Genomic DNA, 24,321 nt, shown 5'->3' on the forward strand with positions numbered 1-24,321 from the left:
TGTCACACCAACCCCGCGCGCGTCCAGACGCAGTTTCGCCACGAAACTCCCGGTAGCGGTTGGGTTGCGGGCACCGGCACGGCTACCCGCTCGGCCTGATTGTTGTCTAGGTTGTCTGCATGGATCGCCCCCGCCTGCTCACCCCTGCCCGGCCGACCGGCCTGACCCGCCGCAGCCTGCTCGGTTTCGGCGCCGCCGCCGCGTCCGGGCTGCTGCTGCCGGGCTGCTCCCGCGGCCGCGCGGACGAGCCTGCACCGTCGGAGAAGGCCGTCTTCGCGACCGGTAACGCCGGCGGCGTCTACAACGTCTTCGGTGCGGCGCTCTGCAAGCTGGTCGGCGAGGTCACCGGTGTGGAGCTGACGCCGCAGGTGAGCGACGGGTCCGTGGACAACCTGGTCAAGGTCGCCAGCCGCAAGGCCGACCTGGGATTCTGTACGTCGGACACCGCGCTGGCGGCGTACGAGGGAACCGACGCGTTCGCCTCCGGGCGGTTGCGCTTCAGCGCGCTGGCCCGGGTGTACGACAACTACGTCCACGTCGTCGTACCGATGGCCTCGAAGGCGACGGGCCTCGCCGACCTGTTCCCGAGCAAGGACGCCCCGACGCGGCGAATGGTCGTCGGCGTCGGCCCGAAGGGCTCCGGGACGGAGATCGTCGCGGACCTGATCCTGGACCGGGCCAAGGCCGACGTGATCAAGGCCAACCCGACCCTGGACCCGGCCAAGGTCGACGTGATCCGGCGGAACCTGAAGCTCGAGGAGATGGCGCTCGCGGTGCAGCCCAGGGGCACTGCGCTCCGCGGTTCGATCGACGCGTTCATCTGGAGCGGCGGCGTCCCGACCGATCCGATCGCCCAACTGCAGAAGACCATCGGGTTCCGGCTGCTGGACATCGGCGGCGTCGCGGAGGCGATCGCGCTCAAGGAGTTCGGCGGGTTCCTGGTCGCGCCGATCCCGCCGTCGCAGTACGGGCTGGCCAGCTCGGTGCCGACGCTCGCGATCCCGAACTACCTGGTCGCCAGGACGGACCTGTCGGACTCGTGGGCCTGGTGGACGGTCAACACCCTGTTCCGGCGGCAGAACGACCTGGTCAGGGGTGTTCTGATCCCCGGGGACACCCCTGCGACGCCCGGAGCCAGCCCGACGCCCACCGGCAACCCTGAGGCCGGTGCGCTGGACCCGCGGTCCGCGATCGCGACCATGCCGGTCCCGCTCCACCAGGCCGCCGAACGCTGGTACCGCCAGAACCACATCTGACCCGCCGAGCGCCTACGGGTCAGGTGTCGTAGTCCTCGAGCAGCGGGACCCGGACCTCGATCACCAGGCCGCCGCCGATCGGCGGGCGGGCGACCACCCGGCCGCCGACCCGAGCCGCCTCGGAGCGGACGATCGCCAGGCCGAGCCCGGTGCCCGGCATCTCCCGGTGGTGGGCGCTGCGCCAGAACCGCTCGCCGACCTTCTTCAGGTCCCGGGAGCCGAGGCCGAGACCGTGGTCGCGGACCGACATCACGACTTCGGTGCCGTCCCGGGTGACCGACACCTCCACCGGCGGGGAGCCGTACTTGGAGGCGTTGTCGAGCAGTACGTCGAGGATGTCGTCGACCTCGAGCTCCGGCGCGACCCCGCCCGGGACCATCTCGCCGACCACCAGCTCCATGTCGTCGGCGGCGTACACGGCCTTCCAGCCGACCAGCCGTTCCTTGACCGCCTGCGCCAGGTCCAGCGGCGCGTCGTTGCCGTCGGCATCGGCCGACGGGCGGTCCGAGCCGGCCAGCCGGGACAGCCGCTGGACGATCCGGCCGAGCCGGTCGATGTCGCTGAGCGCGAACCGCGCGGTCGGCGACAGCCGGGACAGGCCCTCGATGTGGATCCGGGCCGATGTCAACGGTGTCCGCAGCTGGTGCGACGCGTCCGCGACGAACTCGCGCTCGCGCTGCCGGGCCTGGTGCAGGCTCAGCGCCATCGAGTTGAAGCTGTCACCCAGTCGTCTCAGTTCTGGTGCACGGCCGTCGGTGGACACTCGCGTGTCGAGCGCGCCGCGGGTGATCTGGTGGGTCGCGTTGTCGAGGTCCTGCAGCGGCCGCAGCACCCAGCGGGTGATCGGCCGGACGATGCCGACGATGATCGCGCCGATGCTGATCAGCAGCCCGCCGAGGAGCAGCAGCAGCCCGCTCTGCACCTGGTCACGGGCCTTGGCGGTCGGAACCCGCAGTACGGCGGCACCGAGCACGGAGCCGTTGTTGACGACCGGACGGGAGACGATCATCTCGCCGGAACGCCACGGCCACAGCGCCGGCGGCTCCGGTGGCAGCCGGCCCGCGAGCGTGCTGTGCAGGGCCGTCGCGATGTCGTCCTCCTTCACGTCCACGCCGGACACCGACGTGGCGATCACGCGGGAGTCGACGTCGACGACGAAGACGGGGGTGTTGTAGAGCTCCTGGTAGCGGACCGCGAGCTCTCGCAGGTTCGCGATGTCGCCGGTCTGCAACGGGCCTTCCGCCATCGCGGCGAACCAGTCCGCGTCGTTGCTCCGGGACAGGAAGAGGGTGCGCGACGTACTCGTGGCGATGAAGTTCGCCAGCGGGATGACGGCGACGATGGCCAGCGCGACGACCATCGGGACGAGGGACTGCAGTAGTCGACGGCGCAACGGTCAGTCCGAACCCAGGCGGTAGCCGACGCCGCGGATGGTCTGCACCAGTTCGGGCCGGCCGAGCTTGGCTCGCAGGCTGGCGACGTGCACGTCCATCGTCCGTGAGGACGCCTCGAACACCGACTGCCACGCGTACAGCGCGACCTGTTCCCGGGGGACCACCCGGCCGTGGTGCGCGGCCAGTACTGCGAGCACGTCGAACTCCTTGCGGGTCAGACTGATGGGTTTGTCCGCCACCTGGACCGTGCGGGCCTCGATGTCCACGGTCAGGTCGCCGACAGTCACCCGGGGGCGGGGCTGCAAGAGACCGGTACGGCGAAGTACAGCATCGATGCGGGCCAGTAGCTCGGAAATGGCAAACGGTTTCACCACGTAGTCGTCGGCGCCGCTGCGCAACCCGCGGACCCGGTCGGCGGCCTCACCACGCGCGGTCACCGCGATCACGGGGACATCGGACACGGTACGGATCTGCCGGCACACGTTGATGCCGTCCCCGTCCGGCAACCCGAGGTCCAGCAGGACCAGGTCGCCGGGGTCCGCCGCCAGGGCGTCCGCCGCCGTCCGCACGTGCGTCACCATCAGGCCGTAACGCCGCAAGGCGGGTATCAGGGCATTGGCGATATCGAGATCGTCCTCGACCAGCAGAATCCGGACCGCGCCACTCATGCGGTGATCGTAGGCCAGGTCACGGCCTCATGTGTCAGATCTTGGTAAAGACGTAATCACGTGACTCCATGCAGTGGTCGGCAACATTAGCCTTCCGGGCACAAGAGGGAGTCGGTCGATGACTGTCGGTATTGATGACGGGGAAAGGGCCGCCGCGCCGTCCGACGAGGAGCTGGCCGAGTACGAGCAGGAGCGCCCAGCACGGCGGCTACGCCCCGCGTTGGACCTGGTGCTTTCCGTCTGGTGTGCGATCGTCAGCGTCGGCGTGCTTGCACAGGTCTTCTTCCCGTTACCACAAGGCACGCAGTTCTACCTGGTGATCTTTCTCGCAGCGGTCCTGCCGATGACCTTGCTGTGTTACCGGGGCATTCCGGGTCGTAGGGGCACGCATGACGACCCTGGGATCTTGGACTGGGCCCTGGCGCTGGTTGCGTTGGCTGTTGTGTCTACCGCTCCTGGGCTTCGACGGGTACCTGGAGCGTCGTCAGGCTCCCACTACGTTGGACGTGGTGGCAGGTGCCCTCTTGCTGGTGCTTCTACTCGAGGCCTGTCGTCGTACGACGGGCTGGGTCTTGCCGGTGTTCAGCCTGGTCTTCATTGCGTACGCCTACTACGGCGGGTACTTGCCGTACACGTGGGCGCTCGCGCACCAAGGCTTCAACTTCGACGCGATCATCGCCCAGCTCACGATGGGTACGGCGGGCTTCTACGGGACCCCGTTGAGCGTGGCCGCGTCGTACATCGTGCTCTTCACCATCTACGGCGCGGTGCTCGACTACTCGGGCGCGGGCAAGTTCTTCATCAACCTGTCGTTCGCGGCGTTCAAGCGCAGTCGTACGGCGCCGGGCCGGACCGTCACGCTGGCAGGATTCCTGCTCGGCACCGTGTCGGGATCCGGTAGTGGACGCGATGAAGTCCGGGTCGATCGACGCACTGGTCTGGTCCGGCGGGCTGCCGACCGGCGGCATCACCGACCTGGTCACCAGCATGGGAAACGGCGTGAAACTCTTGCCTATCACGGATCTGCTGCCCAAAATGCAGGAGAAGTACGGCGAGGTGTACTCGGCGGCACCGATCCCGGCGGCGACCTACAAGCAGCCGGCCGACGTCGCCACGATCGTCGTACCGAACGTCCTGCTGGTCCGCAAGGACATGAAGGACCAGCTCGCCGAGCAGCTGACGAAGACGCTCTACGACAACATGGATGCGCTGGTCACGGTGAACGCGGCCGCGAAGGGCATCACGCTGGACAACGCCGACAAGACCGACCCGGTGCCGTTGCACCCCGGCGCGAAGAAGGCGATCGACGGCCTGCGATGACCCCACGAACCGTCCTCCCCCGCACACCAGGCGCAGCGGGGGAGGACGCAGGGCCCCGGCACCGCACATCAAGGCGCAGCGACGCCGGGCCCCGGGCCGGCTCCCACGACCAGGCGCAGTGAGAGCCGGCCCACCCGCCGAAGCCATCCCCCGAATCCGAGCCTCCCACCGCACCTCATCCCCGCCAGAGGCATCCACGGGGCCGTCGTATACCGCGACCCGGTCCCGCCGGAGGCATCCACGGGGTGCAGGACCTTCCACAGCGCCTCGGTTCCACCGGAGCCACCCGCGAGGGCCGGATCTTCTACTGCGGCTCGGGTCATCTGCCGCGGTTCGGTTCCGGCGAGGCATCCGTGGGGCGCGGGTCTTCTGCTGCGGCTCGGGTTCCGGTGGAGGCATCCGTGGGGGTAGGGGTGGGTCTACTACTGCGGCTCGGTTTCGGTGGCGGTGGCTGGGGGCTGCTGCGGCTGCTCCTCGTGGGGCATTGGGGTGCCGTACAGGTAGTGCGAGAGGGCGGAGTCGCGCTTCGGGTGGGCGTGGTACTTGATCGGAACGACACGGCCCTCCGCGCTGTCCCAGGCATTGTCGGCCATCCGCCACATCCGGTGCGCGATCCGGCCGGCCATCCCGGTGTGCGGGGAGGCGGGGTGCGCCCTGGTCGGCGCGACCTCCTCGGCCTCCAGCAGGTTCTCGGTCAGCGCGTTCACGTCCGGGTCGGCGAGCTCCTCGGTGATCTGCCGGCTGTACGTCGCCTCCATCGCCTCGTGCTCGTCGAGCAACCGGTCGATCTGCTGCCACAGGTCGTGGTGCTGGAGATGCAGGAACCGGCTGTCGCCGTACTGCCGTCCCTTCAGGTACCGCAGCGAGCGCTCCAGTTCCTTCGCGTTCCCGACGTACCTGCTGACCAGCCCGGCCCCCGTCCGGGAGCCTCCGGATGTGCGGTATCAGCACGTCCTCGGCCGCCGCCAGATGCTGCGCCGCGATCGCGTAGAACCAGTCCGTCTGATGCCGGTGCTCAGGATGCGCCGCATCCGGATGATGAGCCGGCTCGGCCAGCTCCCGAATCCGCGCGTGTTCGTAGGTCAGGGCCATTTCGAGCGTCGAAGCGGTCACGACAACCACCTCCAGATGTCACTCCCCAGCGTGTGCCCATCCGCCCCAAACCGCAACCACCCCTAACCCCTCCGTAACCCCCACCCCACCCACCCGAACGCCCTGGACGTGCGCCCTGGACGTGCGCCCTGGACGTGCGCCCTGGACGTGCGCCCTGGACGTGCGCCCTGGACGTGCGCCCTGGACGTGCGCCCTGGACGTGTGCCCTGGACATCCGATCCGACGCCAGCCTCCGGATGCCTGCAATCGGACGCCTGCCCTCGGCGTCCGCACCCGATATCCGCTCCGAGGCTCGCCATGGGCGCTCGGTCCGAGGCTCGCCCCTGGTCTCGCGCTCGGTAGCTCTCGGCTGTTCGGTAGGGGGAGACGACGAACGCCCGGCGCGGGGGCGGCGGGCGTTCGGGGGGAGGGGGAGAGATCAGGCGTCGGAGCTCTTCTTCCAGAGGTTGATGCCGGCTTCTACGGCGTCGGCGTCGATGGCCTCCAGTTCCTCGGCGGAGAAGCCGAGGTTGCGGACCGTGGCCAGGTTGTCCTCGAGTTGTGCCACGCTGGATGCGCCGATGAGCGCGCTGGTGACGCGGTCGTCGCGCAGCGTCCAGGCGAGTGCGAGCTGGGCGACGGACTGGCCGCGCTCCTTCGCGATCTCGGCCAGCGCGCGGACGTGCTTCAGCGTGTCCTCGGTCAGCGAATCCGGGTTCAGCGACTTGCCCTGCGCCGCCCGCGAGTCGGTCGGGATGCCGTCCAGGTACCGGTTCGTCAGCACGCCCTGGGCCAGCGGCGAGAACGCGATCACGCCGACACCGAGCTCACCCACCGCGTCCAGTAGGTCCTCCTCGATCCACCGGTTCAGCATCGAGTACGACGGCTGGTGGATGAGCAACGGCGTACCGAGCTCCTCCAGGATCCGCGCGGCCTCCCGGGTCCGGTCGGCGGAGTACGACGAGATCCCGGCGTACAGCGCCTTGCCGGACCGGACCGCCGCGTCCAGCGCGCCCATCGTCTCCTCGAGCGGTGTGTCCGGGTCGAACCGGTGCGAGTAGAAGATGTCGACGTAGTCGAGACCCATCCGGCTCAGCGACTGGTCCAGCGACGCGAGCAGGTACTTCCGCGACCCGCCGCCCTGACCGTACGGCCCCGGCCACATGTCGTACCCGGCCTTGGTCGAGATGATCAGCTCGTCCCGGTACTGCTTGAAGTCCCGCGCGAAGTGCGTCCCGAAGTTCGTCTCGGCCGAGCCGTACGGCGGACCGTAGTTGTTCGCCAGGTCGAAGTGTGTGACGCCGAGGTCGAACGCCCGCCGCAGGATGTCCCGCTGCGTCGCGAACGGCTTGTCGTCACCGAAGTTGTGCCACAACCCCAGCGAAATCGCCGGAAGCCGCAGCCCGCTCCGGCCCGTCCGCCGGTAGCTCATCTGGTCGTCGTACCGGCCCGCAGCCGCCACATAGTCAGTCACGAAGCCCCAGTCTGCCCCATGGATCAACGAGTTCAAACCCCCTTGTTTTTCAGCAGAAACCCCATCACTGACACCAAGAACCCCACCTTCTTGATTCTCAGACGAGATCGGCCCACGGGGCGGGCGGGGTGGTGGTGAAGAAGTGCAGGAGGCCGAGGAGGCGGCTCGTCGTGGGGGCGGTCCAGTGGCGTTGGTTGGGCCAGGGTGCGGCGGGCAGTTTGGCGAGGGCCCAGGAGAGGTGGAACCAGAGGACCGCGGCGGCCAGGTCGTGCTCGGAGTCCCGGGAGTGTGCGTGATGCAGATAGGCGGGGAGGAGAGCGGCGACCTCGGGCAGGGGGAGCTTGGCGAAGTCCATGGCGGCCGGGGCCCAGGCGGCGTCGCCCCAGTCGATGAGGGCGCGGAGATCATTGCCGGCGCCGGCCAGAAGGTTGTGGGCGGCAACGTCTCCGTGGATCAGCACCTTCGGGCCGCCCGCGTCGACGCGCTCGGCCAGGCGGGTGAACCAGCCGGTCAGCCAGGTACCTGTTCCGGGATCGATGTAGCCCCGGTCGGCGAGGTCGTCGATCGTCCGCCACGGATCGCCCCAGCCGTCCTCCGGCACATCCGACAGGTCGCTCGGCAGCGTGGCAGGACCGGGCTGCTCGAGGTGGTGGAGTAACGCGAGCTGTTCGGCGAGACCGGCTGGGACGTCGGTGGGCTCGGTGCCGTGGACGCGCTGCATCACGACGTACGGCGCATCGATCAGCCGGCGGGCGGCGTCGTACTCGATGATGGCCGGGGTCAGTACGCCGACGGACCGCGCGGCCGGGACGACGTGGGTCTCCTTGTGGAGGTCGTCCTCGTACCCGGGCCGGCTGACCCGCAGGAACAGCCCCTCGCCGAGCACGAAGCCCCGGTTGGCCACACCACCGGCGACCTCCCGCACCTCTCCGGGGTCGACCCTGTGCCGCCGTGCGACCGCAGCTACCTGGTCGAGGAAGTCGTCCTGCTGGCTCAATCCACATCTCCGTCGTCCGCGCGGACCGCCGTCCCGGTCCCGAGAGGTGGGTACGGCGGCATCCACCGAGTTTGATGTACTGCGGGCGTGCGTGTCGATGTGGATCCGGAGAGCGCCGGGCGCCGGGAGTTCTATGCACTGCTGAACTCCGTGGTCGTCCCGCGGCCGATCGCGTGGGTGTCGAGCCGCTCGGCCGACGGAGTGCTGAACCTGGCGCCGCACTCGTTCTTCACGGTCGCCTCCGTGCAGCCGCCGATGGTGCAGTTCACCTCGGTCGGCCGCAAGGACAGCCTGAACAACGTCGAGGCGACCGGCGAGTTCGTGGTCAACTTCGCCGCCGAACCGCTCTACGAGCAGGTGAACGCCTCCGGGACGAACTTCCCGCCGGAGGTGTCGGAGTTCGAGGCGATCGGCGTCACCGCCGAGCCGTCCCGGACGGTCGCCGTACCGCGGGTCGCGGAGTCGCCGGTCGCGCTCGAGTGCACGCTGCACACCACGCTGCCGATCGGCGACTGCACGCTGGTCATCGGTCAGGTCCGGCACCTCGCGATCGACGCCGCCGTGCTGGACGGCAACCATCCGGACGTCCGTCGGCTCCGCCCGCTCGCCCGGCTCGGCAAGGACGAGTGGAGCACGCTCGGCGAGGTCCGTGAGATCTCCCGGATCCGCTACGCCGACTGGCCTGGTCATTTCACACCTCCTCGTAGTTGAGAACAGCTGCTGGTCAGAACAGCCGCTGGTGGGAAGCGCAGCTGGTTGGGACGGCTGCTGGTAGGGAAGGGCTGCTGGTGGGGACCGTGGGTGTTAGTGGGTCTCTTCGCGGGTGGCGAGGCGGGCTGCGAGTGCCTCGAGCTCGGTGGACAGGCGTAGTGGTGGCTCGTCGGATGGTGCGGTCGTGGCGGGGTGCCAGGCCAGGTCGGGTGTTACCAGGTAGACCTCCGGTGACAGCGGGCTTGGATCTCGGGCGTAGCAGCGGGCGGCGAGATTCAGCATCAGACCCAGCGCCGGGATCACGCCGAGGTCCTCGATGACGTGCAGGATCAGGGTGTCGCGGGCAGGCAGAGCGGCGAGCACGCCGTACGGCGCGGCCTGCACCTGCAGGCTCTCGCGGAGCACGGTGTCGAGGACGAGCGCGCGGGAGGCGGCATACCCCTGCCCGCTGACGAAGGCGATCCGGATGTCCTGGTCGTCGACGTACGTGACCTCGTCCTGGAGCCGACGAAGGTTGGCGAGGCCGAACCGGTCGGCGTCCGGCCGGCTGACTCCCAGGTCGGCCGGCTCCAGGAACATCGTGATGATGCCGCCGTCGTCCGTGGACGGCACGGCGATCAGTCCGGGCAGGAAGTCGGGCCGGTCCGCGGTCCACTTGGCCGGCAACGAGTCGCGGGCCACGATCCGCTGGATCAGCTCGTGCTCGGGGTCGTCCGGCGGCAGCGGTGCACCCGCGCGGAACTGCTTGACGATGGCATCGAGATGTTCCGCGACGATCTCCGGCCAGCGGTCCTCCTCGTGGTGGCCGACGGCGCGGGCGAGATTGTTGAGCCCGAGTACCGGTTCGTCGACAGACCTGTCCGCCGGCACCAGCGCCGCGTCGCCGCGATAGGTGAGTGACAGGCCGAGGCCGGCGGCCGCAGTCAGCGCGAGCTGCACCATCCGATCGGCCTGCCGCCGGGTCAGCGGCGGCAGCGCCGGGTCGGGGAGGCCCGGGTGGTCGAGGCAGTAGTTGTTGCCGTGGGCATGTTCTGTGGTGTCGACGGGCATCGCTGGCCTCCAGATCGGCGGAGCTGCGGGGGAAGTCGGCAGAGAAGGTACGAGGATCGGGCCCGCCCGGAACCGCCGATCCGAACCTGTGGACAACCGTCCGGATACGCTGCGGCCATCCCGGCAGGAAGTTCGAAGGAGCGTGTGCATGTCCAGCAGCCCGTTGTCGCGGCCGACCTCGGAGACGCGGCTGTCGCTGTCGCACATCACCGCGCAGAACGAGACCAACCTGCTCGGCACCGTGCACGGCGGCGTGATCATGACGCTGGTCGACTCGGCCGCGGGCGTGGTCGCCGCGCGGCACTCCGGCGGGGCGGCGGTCACGGCGTCGATGGACGAGATGGTGTTCCTGGTCCCGGTCCGGGTCGGCGACGTCGTGCACTTCAGCGCGCAGGTGAACTGGACCGGCCGCAGTTCGATGGAGGTCGGCGTCCGGATCACCGCCGATCGCTGGGACGCGGTCGGCCCGCAGGTGCACGTCGCGTCGGCGTACCTGGTGTTCGTCGCGGTCGACGAGGACGGACAGCCGCGCGAGGTGCCGCAGGTACAGCCGGTCACGGACGAGGACAGGCGGCGGCTCCGGGAGGCGGAGATCCGCCGCAATCACCGGCTCGCGAGGCGGGCCGCGATCATCGCCTCGCGCGAAAGTGACCGCTGAAGGACCGGGCCGACGCGGAGGTCGTCGGCACGACGGTAGGTTCCCCGGGCCGATCGGGCCGGCCGTGACCGAGCCGGAGGAGCAGTAGCTAGCGCGGCCAGCCGGCGAGCAGATCGGCGGCTGCCCGGGCCGCGACCTCCGGCGCCGAGGTCATCGCCGCGACCCGATAGCTGACGAGCGCTCCTTCGTGGAGCAGCAGCAGCCGGTCGGCCAGCTCGCCAGGATCCGCGAAACCGGCCGCCCGGGCCTGCGCCTCGAACTCAGCACGGAGCCATTGCTTCTGGCCGACGATCACCGGCATCGCCGGGTGGTCCGGCGCGGCCAGCTCGACGCTCGCGTTGATGAACCCGCACCCGTTCCGGGACCCGTCCAGCCAGTCCGTCAACGCCGCGAACAGCGCCAGGATCATCGCCTCGGGCGTCGTCGGATTCCGCTCGGCCAGCTGGTCGTCGAGGAACCGGTGCCAGGTCCGGTCCCGTTCCTCCAAGTACGCCGCGATCAGCCGATCCTTCGAGCCGAACCGGTCGTAGAGCGTCTTCTTGGTCACGTCCGCGGCCGCGGCGATCGCGTCGACGCCGACGGCCCGGATCCCGTGCTCGTAGAAAAGGGTCGAGGCGGCCGCCAGGATCCGCTCGCCCGCAGGGGTCAGTCGCGGTGTCGCGGGCACCCGGCGGTCGGCAAGCAGTCTCATCTGCTGATCCAGCACACTGACAGTATACCTACCGGTATGGTTACCGTCTCGGCATGAAAGTACTGAGCTTGGCCGCCGGCGCCGGTTTCGTCGTGTTCTGGAGCTGCGGCTTCATCGGCGCGCGGTGGGGAACGCAGTACACGAACGCGTTCGACCTGCTCGCCTGGCGGTTCCTGGTCGCAGGGGCGATCGCCGTCGTGATCCTGGCCGTCCGGCGGCCGCGGATCTCCCGGCGCGACCTGGCGACCCAGGTGTGGATGGCGTTCCTGACCCAGTTCGTCTACCTCGGCCTGATCTTCACCGGGATCGACCACGGCATCACCGCCGGCGTCACCGCGCTGATCGGTTCGCTGCAGCCGATCCTGATCGCGACCGTCGCCGGCCTGCTGCTCGGCGAACGGGTCAGCCGTCGCCAATGGCTCGGCCTGGTCGTAGGTCTTGTGGGCGTCGGCTTGGTCGTCGCCGACGACCTCAGCGCGGGCCACGGTTCGCCGCTGCTGTTCCTGGTACCGATCGGCGGCCTTCTCGGTCTGGTCGCCGGCACCTGCCTCGACCGTCGGAGGCGACCAAGCACGAGCTCACTCGACGCCCTCGCCATCCAAAGCCTCACGTCGGCTGTCCTCTTCACTGCACTGGCCGCGTCGACCCATCGACTGACCGTGCCGAGCGAGCCCGGCTTCTACGGCGCGGTCCTCTGGCTGGTGCTGCTTGCGACCGGTGGCGGATGGGGTCTGTACCTCGTGAACCTCAAGCTCTCCGGCGCTACAAGGATCAGCTCACTGCTCTATCTGGTTCCGCCGACCACGATGCTGTTCGCGTTCCTGATCTTTCACGAGACGATCGGTGTACTCGCCGTCGTCGGAATGCTGATTTGTGCGGTCGCCGTACTGCGGATCCGGAGCGGTGAACAAGTACGCTGCGGGGATGGCGGAACCCCGGTGGCTGAACCAGACGGAAGCGCAGGCGTGGCGTGCGTACATCGCAGCGCAGCGCGTAGTGAGCAGCCGGATCGAGCAGCAGTTGCAGCGCGACGCAGGCATTCCGCACACGTACTACGAGATCCTCGTCCGGCTGTCCGAGGCGCCGGGCAACCGGCTCCGGATGAGTGAACTCGCGGTCGCCACGCTCGGGTCCCGCAGCCGGCTCTCGCACGCGGTCAGCCGGCTCGAGCAGAACGGCTGGGTGCGGCGCGAGGGGATCGAGTCCGACCGCCGCGGCCAGGTCGCGATCCTGACCGAGCTCGGCCGCCAGAAGCTGGTCGACACGGCCCCCGGGCATGTCGAGGAGGTCCGTACGTCGATTTTCGACGCGCTCACCCCTCAGCAGGTCGAGCAGTTGTACGACGTCTGCGCGACGCTTGCCCGGCACTCGGGCGACACCGTGGACCGCGCGGCGTGGGAGCGAAACTGAGATGAGACGCCCGGTCGCGCTGATCGCGCTGATCGCACTCGTCGTCACCGGCTGCGGCAAGGGGGCCCAACCGACAGCAGGACCGAGCACTGTCCCGTCGTCGACCGTCCCGGCAACAGTCCCCACAATTGAAGAACCGAGCAGCCCAGCCAGTACCCCCACCTCGGCGACGCCGGCGGAATCAGCGAGCCCGACCGAGGCGCCGAGCTGTGTCGACCAGAAGGTGCAGGCGCTCACCCTCCGCGAGCAAGCCGGCCAGCTCATCATGACCGGCATCAACGGCACCGGTATGACCCCCGCCCAGCGTGCCGTCGTACGGCAGCAGAAGTCCGGCGGCGTGTTCCTGGTCGGCAACGGGGGAAGCCTGTCCAGCACCCGTACGGCGACAGCGGCAGTGAACTCGGCGGCCACCGTCGAAGGTGTCCGCCCGTTCATCGCGGCGGACCAGGAGGGCGGCAAGATCCAGCGGCTCAGAGGCCCTGGATTCGACCGCATCCCCGCCGCGACGGTCCAGGGCACCTGGTCGGCCTCGAAGCTCACCGCACAGGCTGAGGAGTGGGGCAGCCAGCTGAAACAGGCCGGCGTGAACGTCGACCTCGCACCGGTCGCCGACGTCGTACCCGCGTCGGCCAAGTCCCAGAACGCGCCGGTCGGCCAGCTCGACCGTGAGTACGGCGACACGCCGCAGCAGGCGGGTCAGGGCGTCACGGCGTTCGTCCAGGGCATGCGCAACGCCGGGATCGCGACCTCGGTCAAGCACTTCCCGGGCCTCGGCCGGGTCCGCGGCAACACCGACTTCGCGGTCGGCGTCGTCGACAACGTCACGGTCCGCGGCGGCGCCGACCTGCAGCCGTTCGCGGACGGGATCAAGGCCGGTACGTCGATGGTGATGATCTCGACCGTGACGTACAGCAAGATCGACCCGGAGAACCGGGCCGTGTTCTCGCCGACCGTCATCCAGGGCATGGTGCGCGGCGACCTCGGCTGGCAGGGCGTGGTGATCACCGACGACGTCGGCTCCGCCGCGGAGGTGAAGGCGGTACCGGCGGGCGACCGGGCGACCCGCTTCGTGGCGGCCGGCGGCGACATCGTGATCAACGCCGAGTCCGGGCTGACCGCGACCATGGTGAACGCCCTGGTCGCCAAGGCCGAGCAGGACGAGCTCTTCGCCGCGAAGCTGACGAGTAGCGTGCGGCGTGTGCTGACACTCAAACAGGACTACGGCCTCGTGAGTTGCGGATGAGCGAGGAACAAGAGCCCGACTACCGGTTCACCCTCGCGAACGAGCGCACTTATCTGGCGTACCTGCGTACGTCGCTCGCCTGCTACGCCGGCGGTCTCTCCGCGGTGCAGTTCCTCGACCTCGGGCCGGACCGCTGGCCGGCCCGGATCATCGGGATCGTGCTGGTCCTCACCGGAATCGTCACCACCGCCGGGGCGTTCCGGCGCTGGCAGCTGAACCTGACCGCGATCCGTCGTGGCGGTGCGCTGCCGGCCAGCCGGCTGCCGCTGATGCTGGGGGCAACGATCGCGACGGTCGGCCTGATCGGGCTGCTGTTCTCCCTCTGGCGATAAGTGTGGCAATGAGCACACCGGATCCAGGAAGGCAGCCGGAGCGGACGCTGCTCGCGTGGCGCCGTACGGCCCTCGGGCTGATTGCCAACGGCACGCTGTTGCTCGTCTCCGGCCATGGGTCGTCACAGGTCCGGACCGGTCTCGGAATCGTCGTTCTCGTGCTGTCGCTGGGCTGCTGGACCGCGGTCGGCGCCGTCTACCGGCGGTCCAAGGGCGGCGCTGTGCACGCTCTCGGGCACGACCACGTGCTGCGGGTCGCGGCCGGTCTGGTGCTCGTCGTCGGGCTCTTCGACCTGTACGCCGTGATCACGAGATGAAACCGATCGGTTACCCATCGTGTGCGCCGTGAAAGGCCAGTTCATGACGACGCGATACGTTGAGCCGGGCGGATGCCACGTCACCGGTCGGTTCCCCCTAGCATGTTCACGGTTTGTCCCTCGTTCACCCGGAGCTTGAAGTGCCGTTACGTCTGCGTCCGAACGACCCGACGTTCTACGACCTTTTCACCGAGTCCGCCAACCACCTCGTGGAAGGATCCCGGATCCTGGCGGAGCTGCTCGGCAGTACGGCGGGTACCGGGCTGTCCGCCAGCCACCAGATCGCCGCCCAGATGAAGGACGCGGAACACGCCGCCGACGAGACCACGCACTCGATCATCCGGCGGGTCAACTCGACCTTCGTCACGCCGTTCGACCGCGAGGACATCTACCGGCTGGCCTCGGACCTCGACGACGTCATGGACTTCATGGAGGAGGCCGTCGACGCCGTCCACCTGTTCAACCTGGAGAAGCTGCCGGAGGAAGTCGCTGAGCAGATCGAGGTGCTGCAGCGGGCCGCCCAGCTGACGGCGGAGAACATGCCCAAGTTGCGCACCATGAAGGACCTGGCGGAGTACTGGATCGAGATCAACCGGCTGGAGAACACCGGTGACGCGGTGCACCGCCGGATCATCGCGAAGCTGTTCAGCGGCGAGTTCGACGCGCTGACGGTGATGAAGGTGAAGACCGTCGTCGACCTGCTGGAGGAGGCGCTCGACGCCTTCGAGCACGTCGCCAACACGGTCGAGCAGATCGCCGTCAAGGAGAGCTGAGCGTGGAGTTCACGCTCGTCATCGCCGTCGTCGTCATCGCGCTCGCGTTCGACTACACCAACGGCTTCCACGACGCCGCCAACGCGATCGCGACCTCGGTCTCCACCCGGGCGCTGACGCCCCGAGTGGCGCTGGCGATGGCGGCGGCCTGCAACTTCCTCGGCGCACTGGCCGGTACCGAGGTCGCCGAGACCATCGGCAAGGGCATCATCGCCACGCCGAGCGGCAAGCACGGTCTGGTGATCGTGATCGCGGCCCTCATCGGTGCCATTACCTGGAACCTGATCACCTGGTACTTCGGCCTGCCCAGCTCGTCGACGCACGCGCTGATCGGCGGGCTCGTGGGCGCCGGTCTGGCCTCTACCAGCACGGTCCTGTGGTCCGGAATCGTCGACAAGGTCGTGATTCCGATGGTGCTGTCGCCCGCGGTCGGGTTCACCGGTGCGTTCCTGCTGATGGTCGCGATCCTCTGGCTGTTCCGGCGCAGCAATCCGGGCAGGACCACGCGCGGCTTCCGGATGGCGCAGTCGCTGTCGGCCGCCGCGATGGCGCTCGGCCACGGTCTGCAGGACGCCCAGAAGACGATGGGCGTCATCTTCCTGGCGCTGGTCACCACCGGCCATGCCCAGCAGAGCGACGGTATTCCGCTCTGGGTGAAGATCTCCGCCGCGACGGCGATCTCGCTCGGGACGTACTCCGGTGGCTGGCGGATCATGCGGACGCTCGGCCGCCGGATCATCCACCTCGACCCGGCCCGCGGGTTCGCCTCCGAGGCGGTCTCCGCCGTGGTGCTGTACGTGATGGCGATCGGCCTGCACGCCCCGGTCTCGACCACCCACACGATCACCTCCGCGGTGATGGGCGCGGGCGCCACCAAGCGCCTGTCCGCGGTCCGCTGGGGTGTGGCCAAGGGCATCGTCACCGCCTGGGTCCTGACCATCCCGGCGGCCGGCGTCGTCGCCGCCCTCGTCTACGGCCTGGTCCATCTGATCTTGGAGTAGGTTCCCCGGACCGGTTCATTCAGAATTCACTCATCGAGCCTACGGTCGATCCAGGTTGCTGATCGTCCGCCTAGGGGAAGTGATCGCGAATGGACCTGTCGTTCCTGGTCGTCGTGGTGATCGTCACCGCGTTGGTGTTCGACTTCACCAACGGGTTCCACGACACAGCAAATGCGATGGCGACCTCGATCGCCACCGGCGCACTGAAGCCCAAGATCGCGGTCGCGGTCTCCGCGGTGCTGAACCTGGTCGGCGCGTTCATCTCCACCGAGGTGGCCAAGACGATCTCGAGCGGCATCGTCGACGACGCCAAGGTGACCGTGCCGGTGATCTTCGGCGGCCTGGTCGGCGCCATCCTGTGGAACCTGCTGACCTGGTACGTCGGCCTGCCGAGCTCCTCGTCGCACGCGCTCTTCGGCGGCCTGATCGGCGCCACCTGGATCGCCTCCGGGAGCAGCGCCGTACATTTCGGCACCGTCGTACAGAAGATCATCATCCCGGCCGTGGCGGCCCCGATCGTGGCCGGTGTGGTGGCGCTGCTCGGGACCTTCCTGGCGTACAAGATCACCGCTCGCGCCCGGAAGAAGTCGGTCGAGGACGGGTTCCGCGCCGGCCAGATCGCGTCCGCGTCGCTGGTCTCGCTCGCGCACGGTACCGGTGACGCGCAGAAGACGATGGGCGTCATCACGCTGGTGCTGATCATCTCCGGCAGCCTGCACTCCGGCGCCAAGCCGCCGATCTGGGTGATCCTGGCGGCCGGTACGGCGATCGCGCTCGGCACTTACCTCGGCGGCTGGCGGATCATCCGGACGATGGGCAAGGGCCTGACCGAGATCGAGTCCCCGCAGGGTTTCGCCGCCGAGACCAGCTCCACCTCGGTGCTGCTGATCTCCTCGCACCTGGGCTTCCCGCTGTCGACCACGCAGGTCTGCTCCGGCAGCATCCTCGGCGCCGGTCTGGGCAAGAAGCTGGCCGAGGTGCGCTGGACGGTCGCCGGCCGGATGGCCGTGGCGTGGCTGCTGACGCTGCCGGCCGCCGCGATCGTCGGTGCGCTGTCCGGTGAGGTGGCGGACTCCGGCAACGCCGGTGTGGTGATCATCGCGGTCCTCGCGATCGCTGCCGGTGGCGCCATCTACGTGGCCTCCCGGCGCCGCCCGGTGACGCCGGAGAACGTCAACGAGTACCCGAGCTCGACCTCCGCCGCGACCACGCCCGCAGCGGCCTGAGAGGAGTACGGCGATGCACATCAACTGGGGTGCCCTCAGTGAGGTCGCACTGGTCAGCCTGACCTTCGGCGTCGGCCTGGCGGTGCTCTTCGCGTTCGGAATCACCGCGATGTCGCGGCGTGCGGTAGCGATCGACGAGAAACGGCAGCCGTCCTTCGTGGACACGGGCGTCGCTGCGCTGTGTTTCGCGGCCTGCCTGGCCGCTGTGCTCTACGGGCTGTACCTGATCATCCCGCAGTTCCACTGACCGAGGGCATGGCCTAGCTCTTACCGGTTCCAGCGACGTACAGCCTTGGTCACGTCCCTAGCGCGGATGGAGCCAAGGTTGTACTCCCATGCGGCCAGCAGGCGGCTGCCGAGCAGCTCTGCGTCCAAGAACGTGCGCGGGCGTACAGCGACCGCCCAGGTGGCCGCGGCCGCGTGTCCCTGCTGGTGGAGCAGGTGGTCGACGGTCGCCTCGATACGGCTGCTCTGTTCGCCCTGGAGCCCGCCGGTGGCCCACTCCTGCACGATCTGCGGGTCGTCGGCCGTCATCCGCGCCAGATAGGTCAGCGGGCCCCGCCAGAAGCCCTTGCTGCCGATGCTGTCCAGCGTCTCCAGCGGGAACCAGCCGTTCTGGTTGCGACGGCCGTTCACCGCGGACTCGATCTCGCGGGCGTGGTCGGCGGACAGATCCCGGGTCGCCCAGCCCACGAAGTACGCACCGGCGTCCGGGATGTGTTCGGCCACGTGCGGCGCGGGCGTCAGCGCACCGGGCTCGAAGAGATGCAGCTCCTCCGGTGAATCGAACACTTGCCTGCCCCCGCCTGCTCGAGTACGCGGGCCGCAGCCGCCGCCCGCCGAACAGGAACCCCCCCAGATGCCTGTTAGGTCAACGAATGCTTTCGTACCCTCGATCCGCCCCGAGGGTCAAGAGCTCCTCCGTCGTTCGGCCCGCTGGGCCAGCTCCTCGCGGTCCAGCCGCTCGGCCTCCTCCGGTGTCGGCGCGCTACCGCCGTACGCGGCCGGCAGCCACCAGGCCCCGGGCGGCTGCTCCGGGTACCCGCGGATGCTCTCGTCCAGCATCCCGCTCATCGTCGAGCGCAGCCGGGCGGTCGCCTCCGCCGGCTCGTCGTCCGGCGTCACGCTGATCGGCGCGCCGATGCTGATCGAGATCGGGCGGTGCCGGGTGAAGTCCCGCGCGTGGTCCTTCGTGAACATCCGCTGGGTGCCCCACAGGATCATCGGCAGCACCGGTACGCCGGCCTCCGCCGCCATCCGGACCGTGCCGGACTTGAACTCCTTCAGCTCGAACGACCGGCTGATCGTGGCCTCCGGGAACACCCCGACCAGCTCACCGGCCCGGAGAAAGTCGACGGCCGTCCGGTACGACGTGGCGCCCGCCTCCCGGTCCACCGGGATGTGGTGCATGCCGCGCATCAGCGGGCCGGAGTACCGGTTCCGGAAGAGCACCTCCTTGGCCATGAAGCGGACCAGCCGCCTGGCCGGCACTGCGCCGTACCCGCCGAGGATGAAGTCGACGTAGCTGATGTGGTTGATCGCGATCAGCGCGCCGCCGGTGTGCGGGACGTGCTCGGTCCCGGTCCGGCGGATCTTCAGGTCCAGGGCCATGAAGGCGGTCTTGGCGAAGCCGATGACGGGCGGGTAGACGAGGTCTCGCATGAGCCGACGCTACAGGCTTCGTACAGGCCGTCGCTGGATCACCAGACAGGACCTATACGGTGGGCGCTGACAACTACAGACCGCGGGAGCTCGCACCGTAGTGGGCTGAGAGGGCGGCTGGACCAGGAATCTGACCTGGCCGGCGCCGCCGACCGCCGAACCTGTCCGGGTAATTCCGGCGTAGGGAGCAGCACCATGGTCACTGTCAGCACCGGCCCGATCTCGGGGTCGGAGAAGATCTATCGCGGCGAGCTCGGCGTGCCGGGGCGTCGCGTCAACCTCACCAACGGCGAGTACTTCGACCTGTACGACACGTCCGGCCCGTACACCGACGCGGCCGCGCACATCGACGTACAGGCCGGCCTGCCCGCGCTGCGGCGGGACTGGATCGCCGCACGCACCGGGCTGACCCAGCTCGGGCATGCGCGCGCCGGGACGATCACCGAGGAGATGCGGTACGTCGCCGTGCGGGAAGGGCTCGATCCGGAGTTCGTCCGGGCGGAGGTGGCGCGCGGCCGGGCGGTGATCCCGGCGAACAGGTGCCACCCGGAGAGCGAGCCGATGATCATCGGGAAGAAGTTCCTGGTGAAGGTGAACGCGAACATCGGCAACTCGGCGGTCAGCAGCTCGATCGAGGACGAGGTCGAGAAACTCGTCTGGGCGACCAGGTGGGGCGCGGACACGGTGATGGACCTGTCCACCGGGAAGAACATCCACGAGACCCGGGAGTGGATCCTGCGGAACTCGCCGGTGCCGATCGGTACGGTGCCGCTCTACCAGGCGCTGGAGAAGGTGAAGGGCGACCCGGCGGCGCTGTCCTGGGAGGTGTATCGCGACACTGTGATCGAGCAGTGCGAGCAGGGCGTGGACTACATGACCGTGCACGCCGGGGTACTGCTGCGCTACGTGCCGCTGACCGCGCGGCGGATCACCGGCATCGTGTCGCGGGGCGGGTCGATCATGGCTGCGTGGTGCCTCGCGCATCACCAGGAGTCCTTCCTGTACACGCATTTCGCCGAGCTGTGCTCCATTCTGCGGGAGTACGACGTGACGTTCTCGCTCGGCGACGGGCTGCGGCCCGGGTGCATCGCGGACGCCAACGACGAGGCGCAGTTCGCCGAGCTGCGGACGCTGGGGGAGCTGACCCGGATCGCCTGGGAGCACGACGTACAGGTGATGATCGAGGGGCCGGGGCACGTTCCGATGCACAAGATCGCGGAGAACGTGCGGCTCGAGGAGGAGCTCTGCGGCGAGGCGCCGTTCTACACATTGGGGCCGTTGGCAACTGATGTGGCGCCGGCCTACGACCACATCACGTCGGCGATCGGGGCGGCGCAGATCGGCTGGCTGGGTACGGCGATGCTCTGCTACGTCACGCCGAAGGAGCATCTCGGGCTGCCGGACCGCGACGACGTGAAGACCGGCGTGATCACGTACAAGATCGCTGCCCACGCGGCCGATCTGGCGAAGGGGCATCCCGGTGCGCAGGCCTGGGACGACACGTTGTCCAAGGCGAGGTTCGAGTTCCGCTGGGAGGACCAGTTCAACCTCTCGCTGGATCCGGACACCGCGCGGTCCTTCCACGACGAGACGTTGCCCGCGGAGCCCGCGAAGACCGCGCACTTCTGCTCGATGTGCGGCCCGAAGTTCTGCTCGATGCGGATCACCGCCGACATCCGCAAGTACGCCGAAGAACGCGGGCTGACCTCGACCGAGGCGATCGAGGCCGGCTTCGCCGAGAGGTCCGAGGCCTTCCGGTCCACCGATCAGAAGCTGTACCTGCCAGTCGCGGACTGAGTACGCCGTTCCGGCCCGGGGTGCCGTCCTCCCGGGCCGGACACGGGGAGTGATCGGCTGAACCGATTCAGGTTTTAGCCTTCACTCTACGTGAATAAGACTGTAGCCTTAAGCCGTTCGGAAGGAGGTACGGGCGATGGTCTTCGTTCTCACCGTAGATCAGCGCGGCAGCCGAAGCACGAGTGATCTCGTACCCGAGCTACTGACCGCCCTGAACCGCCGGCCGCGGCGGACCGGGCTGTTGCGCAAGTTCGAGCGGACCGCCGGCGACGAGGTGCAGGGCGTGCTGTCGGAGGCCCGTGCGACCGTCGACGTGATCGTGGAGCTGCTCCGGTCGGACGGCTGGTACGTCGGCCTCGGCATCGGCGAGGTCACCGAGCCACTGCCACGCAGTACCAGGGCTGGCAGCGGCGACGCGTTCGTGTTCGCCAGGGAGGCGGTGACGCGCGCCAAGTCCAGCCCGCACCACGTGAACGTGGCCGGAGCGGATCCACACAAAGCAGAGCAGGTGGAGACGGTGCTGTGGCTGATGGCGTCCGTACTGCGACGCCGTAGCGAGCGCGGCTGGGCCGTGGCGGACCTGCTGGCCGAAGGACTCACCAGACGGGAGATCGGCGTGAAACTCGGCATCAGCCAGTCGGCAGTGACCCAACGGGCCCAGGCGGCCGGCTTCGCCGAGGAACAGCGCGGCCGGGCGCTTGCGGCGGATCTCCTCGAGCACGGGGTCGCTGCGTGACGGCCCTGGTCCTCTCGCTGACCGCGGCCGCGCTTGTTCTTGCAGTACTGGCGTGGATCCCCAAGTCGGGCTCCAACCTCGAGATCGCCGTCAGCGGCGTCATGCTCGCCTGTCTGGCCGCTGTCGGCGTACTGCTGCTGGTTGGCAACGGTGTGGCCGGCTGGGCCGAGCACTGGTGGGACGTGCTGCTCCTGGTCGCCGGAGCGCTCGCTGTCACCGGGGGAGGTCCGCTGACGACGTCTGTGCTGGCTTTGGCGGACAGGCGGAGTACACATGCCCAGTCGACGCAGAAAGCCGGAGAGGTCTTGCGTGGCGGCGCCCTGATCGGTGCGCTCGAACGGCTGGCCGTCTACGCCTCGCTGGTGTCAGGCTGGCCGGAGGGCATCGCGATCGTGCTGGCAATCAAGGGCCTGGCCAGGTACCCGGAACTACGCAGCCCTGACCAGCCGGCCTCTGTCACTCCCCAAGCCGTCGCAGAACGCTTCATCATCGGCACGTTCACCAGCGTCCTGTGGGCAGTAACCTGCGCGGGCCTCCTGCGCTCCCACTGACCTCAGGTCCGCACCACATACGTGTTGACGACCTTGTCGTGCCAGGTCTGCTTCTGGTCGTCCCACAGCGGCCAGAGCGAGTCGAAGAAGCAGGCGTTGTTGAAGACGCCGCTCAGGAATTCGCGGAGGAATGCCCGGCCTGCTCCGATGGGCTGGCCGGTTCTGGAGTCGACCAGGCGGAGGTGCAGGACGCTCTTGCCTACGCTCTGACCGGTCCTGCCTTGACGGAAGACCCGGTTCCACAGGCCCAGTCCGAGGCTGGCGAGCATACCGACCAGGAGCAGGATGAGGGCGAACGCGGGTGGCGCATCGTTCGACGAGTCGTTGGCCGACTGACTGATGGCCGCCCCGATCATCACACCGTACCCGATCAGGATCGGCACACCGGTGATCAGACCATCGATCAACGACGCGCCGACCCGCGGCAGCCAGTCCGCCAACGGCGGCACCGGCGGGCCATAGCCGTACCCGTACCCAGGCTGACCGTAAGGCTGTTGTCCGTAAGGCTGACCGTAGGGTTGCTGCCCGTACTGTGGGCGGTCTTCGGGTCGTTGGCCGTAGCCCGGTGTGCTCATCCGAGGGGTTCCGTTCTTTTCGGAAAGCGTCGGACGCCGTGGCCAGTTGCCGGCCACGGCGTCCGGAGGCTATCGGTGCGGTCAGACCTTGACGACGTACGAGTTGTTGATCTTGTCCGCGAACGTCTGCTTTTTCTCGTCCCACAGCGGCCACAGGAAGCCCAGGTAACACGGCAGGGCGTCGAGGATGTGGGTGATGTCGCGCAGGATCGTCCTGCCGATGCCGAGCGGCTGACCGGTGTCGGCGCCGACCAGCTTGATGTTGACGATCTTCTTGCCCCAGGTCTGGCCGGTCCTGCCCTGCTGGATCCAGCGGTTGTAGACGAACAGACCGAGACCGATCAGCGTGAGGATCAGGCTGACGATGGTCAGGCCGGTGCTCGAGCTGCTGCCGTTGCCGTTCAGGGCGTTGCCGATACCGCTCGGCACGCCGACGATGAAACCGTCGATCAGGTAGCCGCCGACACGCAGCGGCCAGCTCGCCAGCTCACCTGACGGCGCACCGCCGTACCCGTAACCGGCCTGCCCGTACTGCCCAGGCTGTCCGGGGAAGCCGGGCTGCTGCCCGTACTGTCCCGGCTGCTGCGGGTACCCGGGCTGCTGCCCGTAACCCGGCTGCTGCCCATACCCGGGCTGTTGACCGTACTGCCCAGGCTGCTGGCCGTAACCCGGCTGCTGCCCATACCCAGGCGGCTGCTGCCCGTACCCGGGCTGCTGCCCGTACTGCCCCGGCTGTCCGGGCTGCCCAGGCTGTCCCGGCTGACCGGGCTGTTGTGGGTCTTGCGGGCCGTAACCCGGCGGTGGCGTCGGAGTGCTCACGACGATCCCTTCTGGCGATGGTGCATTGAGGAGTGAGTTGCAGGCTAATCGTCGGACGGATCAGATCCGCCGACGGATCCCAGGAATTGAGAGATACCTTTGTGCGGTGAGCCTCTCGCAGAGCGTCGTACTCCGGCCTACCGGCCCGGTCCAGCCGCTGGACCGCCGGGTGTGGGGCCTGACCGCTGTCGGCGTCGGCGGCTTCCTGCTCGCCGGTGTCTACCAGCTGTCCGGCCAGCGGATCGGCATCCCGTGCATCCTGCACGCGACCACCGGCCTGAACTGCCCGCTCTGCGGGTCGACGCGGATGGCCGCGGCCATGCTCCGCGGCGACTTCGGCGGCGCCTGGCACTTCAACCCCGTGGTGTTCGTGCTCGGCCCGCTGATCGGAGTTGCCGTCGGCTACCAAGTGCTTGCCTGGGCGCTCGAATCGCTGCGCCTGGTCCGGCTGCCGCGGCTGCAGCTGAGCCGTCGCGCTGCCGACTGGACGGTCTACAGCATCGTCGCGCTGCTGATCGTGTACGGCGTCGCGCGCAACCTGTTCTGACGGCCGGGCGGGCGACAACTG

General features: G+C 68.7%; 28 protein-coding genes and 1 pseudogene. 18 read left to right on the forward strand and 11 right to left on the reverse strand.

Going from position 1 to position 24,321, the window contains the following annotated elements; all coding sequences use genetic code 11:
• Positions 1-119 precede the first annotated feature (119 nt).
• Positions 120-1,256, forward strand: coding sequence for a TAXI family TRAP transporter solute-binding subunit (locus JOF29_RS28440; protein ID WP_209697482.1), 1,137 nt, complete (start codon positions 120-122; stop codon positions 1,254-1,256).
• Between the two features lie 19 nt (positions 1,257-1,275).
• Here the strand turns inward: JOF29_RS28440 and JOF29_RS28445 are convergent, their stop codons facing one another.
• Both JOF29_RS28445 and JOF29_RS28450 read right to left on the reverse strand, forming a co-directional pair.
• Positions 1,276-2,649, reverse strand: a complete 1,374-nt coding sequence (locus tag JOF29_RS28445) for a sensor histidine kinase (protein ID WP_245359543.1) — start codon at positions 2,647-2,649, stop codon at positions 1,276-1,278.
• A gap of 3 nt (positions 2,650-2,652) precedes the next feature.
• Positions 2,653-3,318, reverse strand: coding sequence for a response regulator transcription factor (locus tag JOF29_RS28450; protein WP_012918592.1), 666 nt, complete (start codon positions 3,316-3,318; stop codon positions 2,653-2,655).
• Positions 3,319-3,707: 389 nt separating this feature from the next.
• Here JOF29_RS28450 and JOF29_RS43690 point away from each other — a divergent pair.
• Both JOF29_RS43690 and JOF29_RS28460 read left to right on the forward strand, forming a co-directional pair.
• A pseudogene (locus tag JOF29_RS43690) lies at positions 3,708-4,157 on the forward strand (TRAP transporter large permease subunit); the annotation flags it as partial.
• A 70-nt stretch (positions 4,158-4,227) separates the two neighbouring features.
• Positions 4,228-4,638 (forward strand): TAXI family TRAP transporter solute-binding subunit, encoded by a 411-nt coding sequence (locus JOF29_RS28460; RefSeq protein WP_209700052.1) that lies wholly within the window; start codon positions 4,228-4,230, stop codon positions 4,636-4,638.
• Positions 4,639-5,060: 422 nt separating this feature from the next.
• On the opposite strand, the gene JOF29_RS43695 is transcribed toward JOF29_RS28460, so the two are convergent.
• From JOF29_RS43695 to JOF29_RS28475, 3 genes are all read right to left on the reverse strand, one after another.
• Positions 5,061-5,417, reverse strand: coding sequence for a hypothetical protein (locus JOF29_RS43695; protein WP_245359544.1), 357 nt, complete (start codon positions 5,415-5,417; stop codon positions 5,061-5,063).
• Positions 5,418-6,169: 752 nt separating this feature from the next.
• Entirely contained in the window at positions 6,170-7,204 is a 1,035-nt protein-coding gene (gene mgrA, locus JOF29_RS28470) for an L-glyceraldehyde 3-phosphate reductase (protein WP_209697483.1), read from the reverse strand.
• A gap of 97 nt (positions 7,205-7,301) precedes the next feature.
• Entirely contained in the window at positions 7,302-8,201 is a 900-nt protein-coding gene (locus JOF29_RS28475) for a phosphotransferase family protein (protein ID WP_209697484.1), read from the reverse strand.
• An 87-nt stretch (positions 8,202-8,288) separates the two neighbouring features.
• On the opposite strand from JOF29_RS28475, the gene JOF29_RS28480 reads away from it, so the two are divergent.
• Positions 8,289-8,912, forward strand: a complete 624-nt coding sequence (locus JOF29_RS28480) for a flavin reductase family protein (protein WP_307863739.1) — start codon at positions 8,289-8,291, stop codon at positions 8,910-8,912.
• A 93-nt stretch (positions 8,913-9,005) separates the two neighbouring features.
• Here JOF29_RS28480 and JOF29_RS28485 read toward each other — a convergent pair whose 3' ends face one another.
• Positions 9,006-9,962: a DUF1444 domain-containing protein gene (locus JOF29_RS28485; RefSeq protein ID WP_209697485.1), complete on the reverse strand. Its 957-nt coding sequence runs from the start codon at positions 9,960-9,962 to the stop codon at positions 9,006-9,008.
• A gap of 148 nt (positions 9,963-10,110) precedes the next feature.
• Here JOF29_RS28485 and JOF29_RS28490 point away from each other — a divergent pair, with 148 nt between their 5' ends.
• Positions 10,111-10,620 (forward strand): acyl-CoA thioesterase, encoded by a 510-nt coding sequence (locus JOF29_RS28490; RefSeq protein ID WP_209697486.1) that lies wholly within the window; start codon positions 10,111-10,113, stop codon positions 10,618-10,620.
• 88 nt (positions 10,621-10,708) lie between these two features.
• Here the strand turns inward: JOF29_RS28490 and JOF29_RS28495 are convergent, their stop codons facing one another.
• On the reverse strand, positions 10,709-11,311 hold the full coding sequence (locus tag JOF29_RS28495) for a TetR/AcrR family transcriptional regulator (RefSeq protein WP_209697487.1): 603 nt from the start codon (positions 11,309-11,311) through the stop codon (positions 10,709-10,711).
• Positions 11,312-11,364: 53 nt separating this feature from the next.
• On the opposite strand from JOF29_RS28495, the gene JOF29_RS28500 reads away from it, so the two are divergent.
• From JOF29_RS28500 to JOF29_RS28540, 9 genes are all read left to right on the forward strand, one after another.
• On the forward strand, positions 11,365-12,420 hold the full coding sequence (locus JOF29_RS28500) for a DMT family transporter (RefSeq protein ID WP_209697488.1): 1,056 nt from the start codon (positions 11,365-11,367) through the stop codon (positions 12,418-12,420).
• Positions 12,308-12,721, forward strand: a complete 414-nt coding sequence (locus JOF29_RS28505; RefSeq protein WP_307863740.1) for a MarR family winged helix-turn-helix transcriptional regulator — start codon at positions 12,308-12,310, stop codon at positions 12,719-12,721. The genes JOF29_RS28500 and JOF29_RS28505 overlap by 113 nt, the downstream gene beginning before the upstream one ends.
• Position 12,722: 1 nt before the next feature.
• Positions 12,723-13,964, forward strand: a complete 1,242-nt coding sequence (locus JOF29_RS28510; protein ID WP_209697489.1) for a glycoside hydrolase family 3 N-terminal domain-containing protein — start codon at positions 12,723-12,725, stop codon at positions 13,962-13,964.
• On the forward strand, positions 13,961-14,296 hold the full coding sequence (locus tag JOF29_RS28515; protein WP_209697490.1) for a YidH family protein: 336 nt from the start codon (positions 13,961-13,963) through the stop codon (positions 14,294-14,296). The genes JOF29_RS28510 and JOF29_RS28515 overlap by 4 nt, the downstream gene beginning before the upstream one ends.
• Positions 14,297-14,304: 8 nt before the next feature.
• On the forward strand, positions 14,305-14,613 hold the full coding sequence (locus JOF29_RS28520) for a DUF202 domain-containing protein (RefSeq protein ID WP_245359548.1): 309 nt from the start codon (positions 14,305-14,307) through the stop codon (positions 14,611-14,613).
• A gap of 140 nt (positions 14,614-14,753) precedes the next feature.
• Positions 14,754-15,386, forward strand: a complete 633-nt coding sequence (locus JOF29_RS28525) for a DUF47 domain-containing protein (protein WP_209697492.1) — start codon at positions 14,754-14,756, stop codon at positions 15,384-15,386.
• 2 nt (positions 15,387-15,388) lie between these two features.
• Positions 15,389-16,387 carry an inorganic phosphate transporter gene (locus JOF29_RS28530; RefSeq protein ID WP_209697493.1) on the forward strand — a complete coding sequence of 333 codons (999 nt, stop codon included), beginning with the start codon at positions 15,389-15,391 and terminating at the stop codon, positions 16,385-16,387.
• Between the two features lie 89 nt (positions 16,388-16,476).
• Entirely contained in the window at positions 16,477-17,613 is a 1,137-nt protein-coding gene (locus JOF29_RS28535) for an inorganic phosphate transporter (RefSeq protein ID WP_209697494.1), read from the forward strand.
• A 13-nt stretch (positions 17,614-17,626) separates the two neighbouring features.
• The gene (locus tag JOF29_RS28540) at positions 17,627-17,860 is read left to right on the forward strand and encodes a hypothetical protein (protein WP_209697495.1); all 234 of its coding nucleotides are present in this window, start codon (positions 17,627-17,629) and stop codon (positions 17,858-17,860) included.
• Between the two features lie 20 nt (positions 17,861-17,880).
• Here JOF29_RS28540 and JOF29_RS28545 read toward each other — a convergent pair whose 3' ends face one another.
• Together JOF29_RS28545 and JOF29_RS28550 are read right to left on the reverse strand one after the other, a co-directional pair.
• Complete coding sequence (locus JOF29_RS28545; RefSeq protein ID WP_209697496.1) at positions 17,881-18,405, reverse strand: hypothetical protein; 525 nt, start codon at positions 18,403-18,405, stop codon at positions 17,881-17,883.
• A 117-nt stretch (positions 18,406-18,522) separates the two neighbouring features.
• Positions 18,523-19,275: a lysophospholipid acyltransferase family protein gene (locus tag JOF29_RS28550; RefSeq protein ID WP_209697497.1), complete on the reverse strand. Its 753-nt coding sequence runs from the start codon at positions 19,273-19,275 to the stop codon at positions 18,523-18,525.
• 195 nt (positions 19,276-19,470) lie between these two features.
• On the opposite strand from JOF29_RS28550, the gene thiC reads away from it, so the two are divergent.
• From thiC to JOF29_RS28565, 3 genes are all read left to right on the forward strand, one after another.
• Positions 19,471-21,072 (forward strand): phosphomethylpyrimidine synthase ThiC, encoded by a 1,602-nt coding sequence (thiC, locus tag JOF29_RS28555; RefSeq protein WP_209697498.1) that lies wholly within the window; start codon positions 19,471-19,473, stop codon positions 21,070-21,072.
• A 136-nt stretch (positions 21,073-21,208) separates the two neighbouring features.
• On the forward strand, positions 21,209-21,808 hold the full coding sequence (locus JOF29_RS28560; protein ID WP_209697499.1) for a helix-turn-helix domain-containing protein: 600 nt from the start codon (positions 21,209-21,211) through the stop codon (positions 21,806-21,808).
• Complete coding sequence (locus tag JOF29_RS28565) at positions 21,805-22,359, forward strand: hypothetical protein (RefSeq protein WP_209697500.1); 555 nt, start codon at positions 21,805-21,807, stop codon at positions 22,357-22,359. Before JOF29_RS28560 ends, JOF29_RS28565 begins: the two co-directional genes overlap by 4 nt.
• 2 nt (positions 22,360-22,361) lie before the next feature.
• On the opposite strand, the gene JOF29_RS28570 is transcribed toward JOF29_RS28565, so the two are convergent.
• Together JOF29_RS28570 and JOF29_RS45580 are read right to left on the reverse strand one after the other, a co-directional pair.
• On the reverse strand, positions 22,362-22,808 hold the full coding sequence (locus tag JOF29_RS28570) for an RDD family protein (RefSeq protein WP_307863741.1): 447 nt from the start codon (positions 22,806-22,808) through the stop codon (positions 22,362-22,364).
• A 207-nt stretch (positions 22,809-23,015) separates the two neighbouring features.
• On the reverse strand, positions 23,016-23,753 hold the full coding sequence (locus JOF29_RS45580) for an RDD family protein (protein WP_209697502.1): 738 nt from the start codon (positions 23,751-23,753) through the stop codon (positions 23,016-23,018).
• A gap of 106 nt (positions 23,754-23,859) precedes the next feature.
• On the opposite strand from JOF29_RS45580, the gene JOF29_RS28580 reads away from it, so the two are divergent.
• Positions 23,860-24,300 carry a DUF2752 domain-containing protein gene (locus JOF29_RS28580; protein ID WP_209697503.1) on the forward strand — a complete coding sequence of 147 codons (441 nt, stop codon included), beginning with the start codon at positions 23,860-23,862 and terminating at the stop codon, positions 24,298-24,300.
• Positions 24,301-24,321: the final 21 nt, after the last annotated feature.

The organism is Kribbella aluminosa (genome assembly GCF_017876295.1).
Taxonomy (GTDB): domain Bacteria; phylum Actinomycetota; class Actinomycetes; order Propionibacteriales; family Kribbellaceae; genus Kribbella; species Kribbella aluminosa.

Coding starts and splice junctions, on each gene's coding strand:
- JOF29_RS28440 (WP_209697482.1), top strand. CDS start 120: ATGGATCGCCCCCGCCTGCTCACCCCTGCCCGGCCGACCGGCCTGACC.
- JOF29_RS28450 (WP_012918592.1), bottom strand. CDS start 3,318: ATGAGTGGCGCGGTCCGGATTCTGCTGGTCGAGGACGATCTCGATATC.
- JOF29_RS28460 (WP_209700052.1), top strand. CDS start 4,228: ATGAAGTCCGGGTCGATCGACGCACTGGTCTGGTCCGGCGGGCTGCCG.
- JOF29_RS28485 (WP_209697485.1), bottom strand. CDS start 9,962: ATGCCCGTCGACACCACAGAACATGCCCACGGCAACAACTACTGCCTC.
- JOF29_RS28490 (WP_209697486.1), top strand. CDS start 10,111: ATGTCCAGCAGCCCGTTGTCGCGGCCGACCTCGGAGACGCGGCTGTCG.
- JOF29_RS28495 (WP_209697487.1), bottom strand. CDS start 11,311: ATGAGACTGCTTGCCGACCGCCGGGTGCCCGCGACACCGCGACTGACC.
- JOF29_RS28500 (WP_209697488.1), top strand. CDS start 11,365: ATGAAAGTACTGAGCTTGGCCGCCGGCGCCGGTTTCGTCGTGTTCTGG.
- JOF29_RS28510 (WP_209697489.1), top strand. CDS start 12,723: ATGAGACGCCCGGTCGCGCTGATCGCGCTGATCGCACTCGTCGTCACC.
- JOF29_RS28515 (WP_209697490.1), top strand. CDS start 13,961: ATGAGCGAGGAACAAGAGCCCGACTACCGGTTCACCCTCGCGAACGAG.
- JOF29_RS28520 (WP_245359548.1), top strand. CDS start 14,305: ATGAGCACACCGGATCCAGGAAGGCAGCCGGAGCGGACGCTGCTCGCG.
- JOF29_RS28535 (WP_209697494.1), top strand. CDS start 16,477: ATGGACCTGTCGTTCCTGGTCGTCGTGGTGATCGTCACCGCGTTGGTG.
- JOF29_RS28540 (WP_209697495.1), top strand. CDS start 17,627: ATGCACATCAACTGGGGTGCCCTCAGTGAGGTCGCACTGGTCAGCCTG.
- JOF29_RS28550 (WP_209697497.1), bottom strand. CDS start 19,275: ATGCGAGACCTCGTCTACCCGCCCGTCATCGGCTTCGCCAAGACCGCC.
- thiC (WP_209697498.1), top strand. CDS start 19,471: ATGGTCACTGTCAGCACCGGCCCGATCTCGGGGTCGGAGAAGATCTAT.
- JOF29_RS28560 (WP_209697499.1), top strand. CDS start 21,209: ATGGTCTTCGTTCTCACCGTAGATCAGCGCGGCAGCCGAAGCACGAGT.